General features: G+C 62.2%; 11 protein-coding genes. All 11 read left to right on the forward strand.

The features are described from left to right. Window positions 1-18 precede the first annotated feature (18 nt). The 11 genes from ACE3PH_RS06505 (at window position 19) to ACE3PH_RS06555 (ending at window position 12367) form a co-directional block, all read left to right on the forward strand. The gene (locus ACE3PH_RS06505; protein ID WP_374317183.1) at window positions 19-1254 is read left to right on the forward strand and encodes a branched-chain amino acid ABC transporter substrate-binding protein; all 1236 of its coding nucleotides are present in this window, start codon (window positions 19-21) and stop codon (window positions 1252-1254) included. A gap of 98 nt (window positions 1255-1352) precedes the next feature. Further along, the gene (locus ACE3PH_RS06510) at window positions 1353-2378 is read left to right on the forward strand and encodes a branched-chain amino acid ABC transporter permease (protein ID WP_374317184.1); all 1026 of its coding nucleotides are present in this window, start codon (window positions 1353-1355) and stop codon (window positions 2376-2378) included. Between the two features lie 5 nt (window positions 2379-2383). Next, window positions 2384-3679, forward strand: coding sequence for a branched-chain amino acid ABC transporter permease (locus ACE3PH_RS06515; protein WP_374317185.1), 1296 nt, complete (start codon window positions 2384-2386; stop codon window positions 3677-3679). Window positions 3680-3704: 25 nt separating this feature from the next. Next, complete coding sequence (locus ACE3PH_RS06520) at window positions 3705-4502, forward strand: ABC transporter ATP-binding protein (protein ID WP_374317186.1); 798 nt, start codon at window positions 3705-3707, stop codon at window positions 4500-4502. Window positions 4503-4505: 3 nt separating this feature from the next. Continuing rightward, on the forward strand, window positions 4506-5201 hold the full coding sequence (locus tag ACE3PH_RS06525; protein WP_374317187.1) for an ABC transporter ATP-binding protein: 696 nt from the start codon (window positions 4506-4508) through the stop codon (window positions 5199-5201). Window positions 5202-5342: 141 nt separating this feature from the next. Continuing rightward, window positions 5343-7439, forward strand: a complete 2097-nt coding sequence (locus ACE3PH_RS06530; protein ID WP_374317188.1) for a 3-hydroxyacyl-CoA dehydrogenase NAD-binding domain-containing protein — start codon at window positions 5343-5345, stop codon at window positions 7437-7439. A 98-nt stretch (window positions 7440-7537) separates the two neighbouring features. Then, window positions 7538-8320, forward strand: a complete 783-nt coding sequence (locus ACE3PH_RS06535) for a crotonase/enoyl-CoA hydratase family protein (RefSeq protein WP_374317189.1) — start codon at window positions 7538-7540, stop codon at window positions 8318-8320. 43 nt (window positions 8321-8363) lie between these two features. Next, window positions 8364-10220, forward strand: a complete 1857-nt coding sequence (locus ACE3PH_RS06540) for an acyl-CoA dehydrogenase (RefSeq protein WP_374317190.1) — start codon at window positions 8364-8366, stop codon at window positions 10218-10220. Continuing rightward, entirely contained in the window at window positions 10220-10507 is a 288-nt protein-coding gene (locus tag ACE3PH_RS06545; protein WP_374317191.1) for a Dabb family protein, read from the forward strand. The genes ACE3PH_RS06540 and ACE3PH_RS06545 overlap by 1 nt, the downstream gene beginning before the upstream one ends. An 8-nt stretch (window positions 10508-10515) precedes the next feature. Continuing rightward, window positions 10516-11313, forward strand: coding sequence for an SDR family oxidoreductase (locus ACE3PH_RS06550; protein WP_374317192.1), 798 nt, complete (start codon window positions 10516-10518; stop codon window positions 11311-11313). A 25-nt stretch (window positions 11314-11338) separates the two neighbouring features. After that, window positions 11339-12367, forward strand: a complete 1029-nt coding sequence (locus ACE3PH_RS06555; RefSeq protein WP_374317193.1) for an NADP-dependent oxidoreductase — start codon at window positions 11339-11341, stop codon at window positions 12365-12367. Window positions 12368-12387: the final 20 nt, after the last annotated feature.

Here is a 12387-nt window from a genome sequence, read left to right on the forward strand (position 1 = left end):
ACAACCGAGGAGACATCAATGAACTTTCAACGTCGTGCCCTGAGTGTGTTTGTGGGCGCTTCCCTGTGCGCCGGTGCTGCATTTGCCCAGAAGGGCGAAACCGTGAAGATCGCGTGGATCGATCCCCTGTCCGGCCTGATGGCCAACATTGGCCAGAACCAGCTGCGCACGTACCAGTTCTTTGCCGAGAAGTTCAACGCCAACAACCCTGCTGGCGTCAAGTTTGAAGTGATCAGCATCGACAACAAGCTGTCGCCCGCTGAAAGCCTCAACGCCTTGAAGTCGGCCATTGACCAGGGCGCCCGTTACGTCGTGCAGGGCCTGGGTTCGGGTGCGGCGCTGGCGCTGGTCGACGCCATCAACAAGCACAATGAACGCAACCCCGGCAAGGAGGTCGTGTTCCTGAACTACGCGGCGGTCGACCCTGATCTGACCAACAGCAAGTGTTCGTTCTGGCACTTCCGTCTGGACGCAGATACCTCGATGAAGATGGAGGCCATGACCACCTACATCAAGGAGCGTCCTGAGATCAAGAAGGTCTACCTGATCAACCAGAACTATGCCCACGGCCAGCAGGTGTCGAAGTTTGCCAAGGCAACCCTGCAACGCAAGCGCCCTGACATCCAGATTGTTGGTGATGACCTGCACCCGCTGGCTCAGGTGCGTGACTTCGCTCCCTATGTGGCCAAGATCAAGGCATCTGGCGCTGACACGGTCATCACCGGTAACTGGGGTTCCGACCTGGCACTGCTGGTCAAGGCTGCCAACGATGCTGGCTTGAAGGCCAACTTCTATACCTATTACGCCAACTTTGGCGGCACCCCTACCGCGCTGGGCAAGAGCGCTGATGGGCGTGTCTTCCTCGTGGGCTACGCCGACTACAACATGGGTGGCGTTTACACACCGCTGGCCAACGAATACAAGAAGCGTTTCAACGACGACTGGTACACCGGCGCGGTCTACCACGCCTATTCGATGCTGACCACTGCCATGGCCAAGGCCAAGTCCACCGATCCGGTGAAAGTGGCGTATGCGATGGAAGGCTTGAAGTTCAAGAGCTTCAACGGTGAAGTGGAAATGCGCGCCAAGGACCACCAGTTGCAACAAGGCCTGTTTGTGGTGGGCTGGCAGCCGGTGAGCCCCAAGGCCAGCTACGACGTGGAAAACACGGGTATGACTTTCTCCAAGGTCAAGTACTTCGACCCGTATGTTTCCAGCACCCCGACCTCTTGCCAGATGAAGCGTCCGTCCTGATCTCCAGGCCGGTTTCGTCTTGATCTGATCCGGGCCCCGTTGGGGGCCCTCACAGCGTGCCTGCCCCTGGGTAGGCGGCGCCATGCCCTTTTGATGCTATGGAATCCCTGGTTGTCAACATCCTCAATGGGCTGAGCTCGGGTTTGCTCCTCTTCATGCTGAGTTCGGGCCTGACCCTGATCTTCAGCATGATGGGGGTGCTGAACTTTGCCCACGCCAGCTTCTACATGATCGGGGCCTATGTGGCCTATTCGGTCTCAGGCTGGCTGGGCTTCTGGCCCGCCCTGTTCATCGCGCCGATCATTGTCGGTTTGCTGGGGGCGCTGTTCGAGCGCTTCAGCCTGCGTCGTGTGCACCCATTCGGGCATGTGCCCGAATTGCTGGTGACCTTCGGTTTGTCTTATCTGGTGCTGGAGCTGGTGCGCCTGATCTGGGGCCCGTCAGCCGTTCCGTATCAGGTGCCACCGTCACTGGATGGTCCTCTGTTCACCTTGGCCCACGTCAAGGGCGAAGGGCTTCACTTCATTTGGGGGCAAGCCTCTGACGCGCTCTGTGGTGCCGCCACGGACAACAGTTGCACGCGTTTCCCAGCCTACCGGGCCTTCATGGCTGGAGTGGCTTTGTTCATGCTGACGTCGATCTGGTTGCTGCTCACCCGTACCCGGGTCGGCTTGATCATCCAGGCGGCCTTGACCCACCCGGAGATGGCCGAGGCACTGGGACACAACGTGCCCCGCGTGATGATGGGGGTGTTTGGTGGTGGTTGCGCACTGGCCGGCCTGGCCGGTGTGATTGGCGGCAATGCCTTCATCACCGAGCCCAATATGGCCGCCTCGGTGGGCTCCATCATCTTCGTGGTGGTGGTGGTGGGTGGCATGGGGTCCTTGGCAGGCGCCTTCATTGCCTCCTTGCTGATCGGTCTGATTCAGACACTCGCCGTCACGATGGACGTGTCACTCGTGACCTTCATGCAGGCCATGGGCTGGCAGGTCAACTATGACAGCGCCTTCTACCCCCTGCTGAAAATTTCCATCTCGCAGATGGGCCCCATCCTGCCGTATCTGCTGCTGGTTCTGATTTTGATTTTCCGACCCAAGGGCCTGCTGGGCACGCGGGAGGAGTAAACCATATGTCGTCTTCCAAGGATTACAGTTTCAAGCCCTACAACCTGGGTCGCTGGGTGGTGTGGAGTCTGTATGCACTGGCGCTGTTGCTGGCCCCTGTGCTGTGGACCAGCAGCCTGGCCATGACCATGCTGTGCCAGATCGGCATTGGCATCATCGTCTGCCTGTCCTACAACATCCTGCTGGGGCAGGGCGGCATGCTCAGCTTTGGCCATGCGGTGTATTCAGGCCTGGGTTCCTTCCTGGCCATTCACACGCTCAACAAGGTGGCCGAGGGGGCCTGGCATGTGCCAGTCAGCCTCATTCCGCTGGTGGGCGGGCTGGGCGGGCTGGGTATCGCAGCCCTGCTGGGCTCTATCACTACCAAGAAGTCGGGCAATACCTTCGCCATGATCACGCTGGGCATTGGCGAGTTGGTGTGGTCCATGTCGCTGATGCTGCCAGAGTTCTTCGGCGGTGAAGGTGGCATTTCGACCAACCGGGTGGTGGGCGAACCTTTCATGGGTATCACTTTCGGGCCGCAAAAACAGATCTACTACCTGATCGCGGTGTATTGCTTCATCTGCACGGCGCTGATGTTCGCCTTCACTCGCACGCCGCTGGGCCGCATGCTCAACGCTGTGCGCGATAACCCGGAACGTGTTCAGTTCATTGGGTACAACACCCAGCGGGTGCGCTACCTCGGTTTCATGATTGCTGGCTTCTTCGCGGGCATCGCCGGTGGCCTGTACACCCTGAATTTCGAGATCGTGACCTCCGAGGTGGTGAGTGCCTATCGTTCGGGTGCCTACCTGCTGTTCACCTTCCTGGGCGGGTCGCTGTTCTTCTTCGGCCCCATCATCGGTGCCGTGCTGATGGTGATCGCTTCGGTGCTGCTGGCCGAGATGACCAAGGCCTGGCTGCTGTACCTGGGTCTCATCTTTCTGTTCATGGTGATGTATGCCCCGGGTGGCGTGGCATCGCTGCTGATGCTGAACATGCGCGTGGCGGCGTTCGGCATGCTCCGCAGGCTGTGGACCGCCTATCTCGGCATGGCTGGAACCTTGATCGTGGCGCTCGCCGGCGTCGCCGTGATGGTCGAAATGCTCTATCACATCAAGCTCAATGAGGCCCTGGGCCCCGAGATGACGCTGATGGGCGTGGCGCTGGACACCCGGGGTGCCGATGCCTGGGTGGGCGCGGTGATGCTGTGGCTCACCGGCTCTGCCCTGTTCGAGCTGGCGCGCCGTCAGTTCTCGGTGCAATGGGAACAGATCCAGGAAGACATCGAGCGCGAAATCGTGCGCCGTGAGTCCCTGTGACGCAGCAACAGCTTGAGGTCATCACATGAGCAAGACAACTTCATCCTCCGGGCTGGCGCTGGAGTTGCGCGATGTGCGCAAGTCCTTCGGCAAGACCGAGATCATCCGTGGCGCCAATCTGGCGGTGCGTGCTGGCGAACGTGTGGCGCTGATCGGCCCGAACGGTGCCGGCAAGTCAACACTGTTCAACCTGATCAGCGGCCGCATGGCGCCGACCAGTGGGGCCATCCATCTGCATGGTCAGGCCATTGAGGGGCAGACGCCCTATGACATCAACCGGCAGGGGCTGGCACGCAGCTTCCAGGTGTCGAACCTGTTCCCTCGGCTGTCGGTGTTCGAAAACATCCGTTGCGCATTGTTGTGGTCCATGGGTGAGCGATACGCCTTCTGGCGGTTCCTCTCCAACCTGAAAGAAGTCAATGAGCGTGCGGAGTTGATCCTGCAAAAGATCCACCTCTATCGCAAGCGAGATGTGCATGTGCAGTCGCTGACCTATGCCGAGCAGCGGGCGTTGGAAATCGGCGTGACCATTGCAGGCGGCGGCAATGTGGTTTTGCTCGATGAGCCGACAGCCGGCATGAGCAAGTCGGAAACGGCGCGCTTCGTCGACCTGATGCGTGAAGTCACCGAAGGCAAGACCTTGCTGACTGTGGAGCATGACATGGGCGTGGTGTTTGGCCTGGCCGACCGCATTGCGGTGCTGGTCTATGGCGAGGTGATTGCCTTCGATACCCCGGAGAACGTGCGCAACAACGAGCGGGTGCGTGAGGCCTATCTGGGCTCCGCACTGGCTGAAACCCAGGCCGCCGAGGCGGGAGTCTGAACCATGCTGTCCATCCAGAACCTGCATGCCTTCTATGGCAAGAGCCACATCCTGCATGGCGTGAACATGGAGGTCCACCCTGGTGAGATCGTGGCCTTGCTCGGCCGCAATGGCTCGGGGCGCTCCACCACCATCAAGACCATCATGGGCATGGTGCATGGCCACGGCTCCGTGCGCTGGAACGAGTCTGACATCCTGGGGCACAAGACCTATGACATCGCTCGCCGAGGTCTGGGTTATGTGCCCGAGAGCCGCGACATCTTTCCGAAGCTGACGGTCGAGCAGAACCTGCTGCTGGGGCGCCAGAACGGCAAGAAAACGAACCGCTGGGCCATCGAGGACATGTACCAGATGTTTCCTCGCCTGAAAGAGCGACAGCACACCGAGGCGGGTGTGCTGTCCGGCGGCGAACAGCAGATGCTGACACTGTGCCGCACCCTCATGGGTGACCCGGATCTGATCATGATCGACGAGCCCACCGAGGGCCTGGCGCCCAAGATCGTCGAACTGGTGGGGGAGTACCTCAAGGAGCTCAAGCGGCGCGGCCTGGCCGTGTTGCTGGTGGAGCAAAAGCTCACGATCGCCCTCGACATTTCCCAGCGCTGCTACGTGATGGGCCATGGGGAAATGGTGTTCGAAGGCACCCCTGAAGAGCTGCGTGCCGACGCGCGTGTCCGAAAAGAATGGCTCGAGGTTTGATTCGTCTTCCGTGTTTTCCCTAGGGGTCTTGGGAAGTCTGCAGCACCGCTGTAAGATGCGCTTCGCAATTCTTACAATGCGTCTTTTCAGATTTGTCTGCTGAGGACTTTTCAGGACTTCCTCCACACGAGAGAGATCGGCATGAGCACTTCCTACCAGGTCACCGACGGCGTTGCCGTCATCACCCTCGAGAACCCGCCTGTCAACGGTCTGGGCCAAAGCACCCGAGCTGGCATCGTTGACGGCATCCAGAAGGCCCAGGCCGATGCCGCCGTGCAGGCTGTGGTCATCATCGGCTCCGGCAAGGTGTTCTGCGGCGGTGCCGACATCAAGGAGTTCGGCTCGCCCAAGGCCTTTGCCGAGCCCGATCTGCACAAGGTGATCGAGCAGGTGGAGCAGTCGACCAAGCCCGTGGTGGCGGCCATCCACGGTGTCGCCATGGGCGGCGGCCTGGAGTTGGCTCTGGGCTGTCATTACCGTGTGGTGGTGCCGGGTGCCCAGATCGCTTTGCCAGAAGTGAACATCGGCATCGTCCCTGGCGCCGGTGGCACGCAGCGTCTGCCGCGCGTGCTGGGTGTGGAAGCTGCCCTGCAGATGATCACCACAGGCGCGTCGGTGCCCAGCGAGAAGTTGGCCAAGGCACCGGGCCAGAAGCTGTTTGACAAGCTGGTCGATGGCGATCTGCTGCCCGCCGCCGTGGCCTTCGCCAAGGACGTCGCAGCGGTGCGCCCGCTGCCGTCTGTGCGCAACCTGACTGTGGCTGCCCCGGCTGACGCCGACGCCTTCGCCAAGGCGCGTGCCGAGCTGGCCAAGACCCGCAAGCATCTGGAAGCGCCGCAACGTTGTGTGGACTGCGTGGAAGCGGCCACCAAGCTGGACCTTGACGCCGGCATCGCCTTCGAAAAGGACGTGTTTGCCAAGCTGGTGACCAGCGACCAGGCCCGTGCCCTGCGCCATGCCTTCTTTGGCGAGCGCGCTGCCAGCAAGATCCCCGATGTGCCGGACAACACCCCGCTGCGCAAGATCGAGAAGGTCGCCGTGATCGGCGCCGGCACCATGGGCGGTGGCATCACCATGTGCTTCCTGAATGCGGGCATCCCTGTCACCATTCTGGAGATGAAGCAGGAAGCCATTGACCGTGGCATTGGCATCATCCGCAAGAATTACGAAGCCCAGGTTAGCAAGGGCAAGCTCTCGCAAGAGAAGTACGAGCAGCGCATGAGCCTGCTGACCCCCACCCTGAGCTATGACGACATCGCCCAGGCCGACATGGTCATCGAGGCCGTGTTCGAAGACTTCGGCGTCAAGTCGCAGGTCTTCACCAAGCTCGACAGCTTGATGAAGCCCGGTGCCATCCTGGCCTCGAACACCTCGACCCTGGATGTCGACAAGATTGCCGAAGTGACGCAGCGCCCGGCCGATGTGGTTGGCCTGCACTTCTTCAGCCCCGCCAACGTGATGCGTCTGCTGGAAGTGGTGCGCAGCAAGCACACCGCCAAGGATGTGATGGCCACCGTGATGGCCGTGGCCAAGAAGATCAAGAAGGTTGCTGTGGTGTCGGGCGTGTGCGATGGCTTCATCGGCAACCGCATGTTCGAGCAGTACACCCGTCAGGCGTTCTTCCTGGTGGAAGAGGGTGCAACTGTGCAGCAGGTCGACAAGGCCGCTGAAGCGTATGGCTTCGCCATGGGCCCGTTCCGCGTCGGCGACCTCGCCGGCAACGACATCGGCTTCGCCATCCGCAAGCGCCGCAAGATCGAAAAGCCCGATGTGGTCTACAGCGCCATTGGCGATGCCATTTGTGAACTCGGCCGCTTTGGCCAGAAGGTGGGCAAGGGCTGGTACGACTACGAAGTCGGCAAGCGCGAGCCGGTGCCTTCGGCCGAGGTACAGGGTTGCATCGACAAGGTGCGTGCCGACAAGGGCATCACACCGCGCGCCATCAGCGACGAAGAAATCGTGCAGCGTCTGGTGCTGGCCATGGTCAACGAAGGTGCACAGATTCTCGAAGAAGGCATCGCCTCGAAGGCGTCTGACATCGACATGGTCTACCTGACTGGCTACGGCTTCCCCGTCTACCGTGGTGGCCCCATGCTTTACGCCGACATGCTGGGCCTGCCCAAGGTGGTCGAGCTGATGAAGGGCTTTGCGGCCACGTCGGACAACGACAAGGCTTTCTGGACGCCTGCGCCATTGCTGGCCAAGCTGGCGGCAGACGGCAAGAGCTTCACGGCCTGACAGGGCGGGCAGGGCTGGCAGTAGCCCGGTCGTTTCATTGACATGCGAGAGGGCCGCCGCAGTGCGGGCCCTCGCTGACTGCGCCTGAGGAGGTGCTGATGACTTCTTACGTCGAAACCCGCCAGGAAGGTCACGTCCTGGAAATCAAGGTCAACCGCCCGGAAAAGCACAACGCGCTGTCGCCCGAGATGTTCAGCGGCCTGGCGCAGGCTTACGGCGAGTTGCACCGCAACCCGGATTTGCGCGTGGCCATCCTGCATGCGGAAGGCAAGCACTTCACGTCGGGCATCGAGCTCGACAAATGGGCGCCGGTGTTTGCCTCCGGGCAGGGGTTTCCGACCCACCCTGGCGAGATTGATCCCTTTGGGATGCAAGGTGAGCGTCACCGCAAACCGGTGATCATGGCCACTCAGGGCAACTGTTTCACCTGGGGGGTGGAGATCATGCTGAACACGGAAATCCGTGTGGCGGCAGACGACACCCGCTTCGCGATGCTCGAAGTCAAGCGCGGCATCTTTCCCTGCGCAGGTGCTACGTTGCGGTTGCCGCAGCAGATGGGTTGGGCGAATGCACAACGCTTTCTTCTGACGGGCGATGCGTGGTCTGCTCAAGAGGCCTACCGCCTGGGGCTGGTGCAGGAAGTGGTGCCGGCTGGTCAGCAGCTCGACAAGGCCAGAGAGATCGCCGACAAGATTGCCAAGGCTGCGCCGCTGGGTGTGCAGGGGGTCATCAAGTCCACCCGCCTGTCGTGGACCGATGGCGAGGCTGCTGCGCTGAAGCAGTTGTATGTCGACATGGTGCCCGTGATGCGCAGCGAAGATGCCGCCGAAGGCGTGCGTTCCTTCATGGAGCGCCGCGAAGCTGTCTTCAAGGGGCGTTGAGACCCCGACACACAGACCACAGAGATACCGAGAGAGACACCCTATGAGCCACCGCGCCACCGTTGACTTCCTGCTGCACGATTGGCTGAAGTCGGACACGCTGACCGCCCGCGAGCGGTATGCCGAGCACAACCGCGAAACCTTCACCGCAGTGCTTGACCTGAGCGAGAAGATTGCCAAGGAACAGTTCGCGCCGCACAACCGCCTGATCGACACGCAGGAGCCCGAGTTCGACGGCGAACGCGTGCACTTGCCGGCGGAAACGCCTGCGGCCCTGCAGGCCTTCATCGAGTCGGGGTTGACGGCCGCTGCGCAAGATGCCGAGCTGGGGGGCATGCAGTTGCCCATGGTGGTCGACATGGCGGCCATGAGCTTCTTCTTCAAGGCCAGTGTCGGCATTGCCGCCTACCCGATGCTGACCAAAGGCAATGCGAACACCATCCTGGCGCATGGCACGCCCCGTCAGATCGAGGTGTTTGCCAAGCCCAGTCTGGAAGGCCGCAATTTCGGCACCATGTGCCTGAGCGAACCGCAGGCCGGCTCCAGCCTGTCTGACATCCTGACCCGTGCCGTGCCGGATGCGGAAGGCAGCACCCCTTGGGACAGTGACGCCTTCGGCCCCCGCTACCGTCTCACGGGCAACAAGATGTGGATCTCCGGTGGTGAGCACGAGATGGGTGAGAACATCATCCACCTGGTGCTGGCGAAGATCCCGGATGCCCAAGGCCAGTTGGTGCCCGGCGTCAAGGGCATCTCGCTGTTCATCGTGCCGCGCGTGCTGGTCGATGCCGATGGGCACCCCACAGGGCAGCGCAACGATGTCTCGCTGGCGGGGCTGAACCACAAGTGCGGCTACCGCGGTACCGTCAACACCCTGTTGAATTTCGGCGAGGGGCGCTTCCAAGTAGAGGGCCGCGCCGGTGCCGTCGGCTACCTGATTGGCAAGCAGGGCGAAGGCCTCAAGTGCATGTTCACGCTGATGAACGAGGCCCGCATTGGTGTGGGCCTGGGTGCGGCCATGCTGGGCTACGCAGGCTATGAAGCCTCGCTGGACTACGCCCTGCAGCGCCCGCAAGGACGCCACCTGGGCGCAGGTGGTAAAGACCACGCCAGCAAGCAGATTCCCATCATCGAGCACACCGACGTCAAACGCATGTTGCTGGCCCAGAAAGCCATCTCCGAAGGCGCGCTGGCACTGGCCCTTCTGTGTGCCCGTCTGGTCGACGAAGAAGCCACCGGCACGCCGGAAGAGGGCGAACGTGCCAACCTGCTGCTTGAGTTGCTGACGCCGATCGTCAAGAGCTGGCCCAGCGAGTGGGCACTCGAAGCCAACAGCCTGGCCATCCAGGTGCTGGGAGGATACGGCTACACGCGCGACTTCCCCGTCGAACAATATTGGCGTGACAACCGCCTCAACATGATCCACGAAGGCACCCATGGCATCCAGGGCATGGACCTGCTGGGCCGCAAGGTGATCATGAACGGCGGCAAGGCCCTGATGGTGCTGGCTGAGCGCATCAGCGAAACCATCCACAAGGCAGGTCAGGTGGAAGGCCTGGCCAGCTACGCCAACGAGCTGGCGCAGTCCCTGCAAAAGGTGGGGGCCACCACCAAGGCCGCCTGGTCGACCGGTGTGCCCGAAGAGGCCCTGGCCAACGCCACCCCCTTCCTGCAGGGCTTCGGTCACACCGTGCTGGCCTGGATCTGGCTGGAGCTGGCGCTGGCTGCGCAGGCCGGGCTGGATCGTGGCGACAGCGTCGTGGCGCCCGACGTGCTGCGCGGCAAGCTGGCCGCCTGTGCGTATTTCTTCCACTACGAGCTGCCCAAGATCGACGCGTGGCTGGCCGTGGTCAGACGCCGTGACATGACCTGTGCCCAGGTGCAGAAGGACTGGTTCTGATGCAGCCGATTCGACATGTGGTGATGTGGACGCTCAAGCGTCCGGAAGATGCGCCGCGGGTCAAGGCCCTGCTGGACAGCTGCCGCACCCTGGTGCCCGGCATCCTGGAATTTGACGTGGGCATCCAGACCGATGGGCTGGAAGCCAATTGCCAGGTGGTGCTGGTCTCGACCTTCGAGAGCGCAGCGGCCCTGGCGAGCTATCAACCCCATCCCCACCACCAGGGTGTGGTGGCCCAGATTCGCGAGATGGCGGCCACCCGCCATGTGGTGGACTACTACTGCTGAGGACAACGATGAGCACTCCCCGTAACGTTCAACAACTGTTTGACCTGACCGGCCGCGTGGCGCTGGTCACCGGTGGTTCGCGAGGCCTGGGCCTGCAAATGGCGATGGCCCTGGGTGAAGCCGGTGCCAAGGTGGTGATCAGCTCGCGCAAGGCTGCTGATCTCGAGCAAGCCGTGATGACCCTGCAGGACGCCGGCATCGACGCCCGCTGGGTGGCCGCTGACGCCAGCAAGCCCGAAGACATCAACCGCATGGTCGACGAGACCATGGAGCGCCTGGGCCACATCGACATCCTGGTCAACAACGCCGGGGCCACCTGGGGCGCCGCCGCCGAGGAATACCCTCTGGAAGCCTGGGACAAGGTGATGAACCTGAACGTGCGTGGCTACTTCCTGCTGTCGCAGGCCGTGGCGCAGCGCAGCATGATCCCGCGCAAGCAGGGCCGCATCATCAACGTGGCCTCCATTGCCGGCCTGGGTGGCAACCACCCCATGATGCGCACCATTGCCTACAACACCAGCAAGGGCGCCGTGATCAACTTCACCCGCGCACTGGCCTGCGAGTGGGGCCACAAGGGCATCCGCGTCAACGCCATTGCCCCCGGCTTTTTCCCCAGCAAGATGACCGCTGGCACCCTGGCCGCCGTGGGTGAAGAGCAGATGGCTGCTCATGCGCCGTTGCTGCGCCTGGGGGATGACGAAGACCTCAAAGGGGCCACCCTGTTGTTCGCATCCGAAGCCGGCAAGCACATCACCGGCCAGATCCTGGCGGTCGATGGCGGCGTGAGCGCCGTCACCGGCGGTTGAGTTGAGCCATCCGAGGAGACACACCATGAGCCTGACCAACCATCAAATCCTGCTGGCTTCGCGTCCTCAAGGCGAGGCCACTGTCGACAACTTCAAGCTGGTGGCCACGCCAGTGCCTTCGGCAGAGCAACTGGCCGACGGGGCCGTGCTGGTGCGCCACCACTTCCTGTCGCTTGACCCCTACATGCGCGGACGCATGAACGAGAGCAAGAGCTACGCCCAACCGCAACCGCTCGACAGCGTCATGCTGGGCGGCACGGTGGGCGAGGTGGTGGCCAGCAAGCACGCCCGTTTTGCCGTGGGCGACAAGGTGCTGGGCATGGGTGGCTGGCAGGAATACAGCATCGTCGATGCCAACGAACGCGGAGCGCTGCACAAGGTGGACACCACCCACATCCCGCTGGCAGCCTATCTGGGGGCCGTCGGCATGCCCGGGGTGACCGGCTGGTATGGCCTGGTGAAGATCATCAACCCCAAGGCAGGAGAGACCGTGGTGGTCAGCGCTGCCAGCGGCGCCGTGGGTGGCGTGGTAGGGCAACTGGCCAAGGCACGGGGCTGCCGCGTGGTTGGTGTGGCGGGTGGCGCAGACAAATGCCGCTACGTGGTCGACGAGCTGGGCTTTGACGCTTGCATCGACTACAAGGCGCGCCCCGACATGCGCAGCTTCTATGCCGCCTTGAAGGAAGCGACTCCCAATGGCATCGACGGTTACTTCGAGAACGTGGGCGGGATGATCCTCGATGCCGTGCTGTTGCGCATGAACGCGTTTGGTCGGATTGCCTTGTGCGGGATGATCGCCGGCTACAACGGTGAGCCCACCCCCATGCAGAACCCGGCGCTCATCCTGATCAACCGCCTGAAGGTTGAAGGCTTCATCGTCAGCGAGCACCCCGAAGTGTGGCCCGACGCCACCAAGGAGCTCGGGACCATGGTGGCCACAGGCCAGCTCAAATTCCGTGAATCGGTGGCGCAAGGCATTGCCAGTGCGCCCGAGGCTTTCCTGGGCTTGCTCAAGGGCAAGAACTTCGGCAAGCAACTCGTCCAACTCATCTGAACATCATCCGAGGAGACAGG

Origin of the sequence: Aquabacterium sp. (assembly GCF_041909175.1) — a bacterium.
Taxonomy (GTDB): domain Bacteria; phylum Pseudomonadota; class Gammaproteobacteria; order Burkholderiales; family Burkholderiaceae_C; genus Aquabacterium.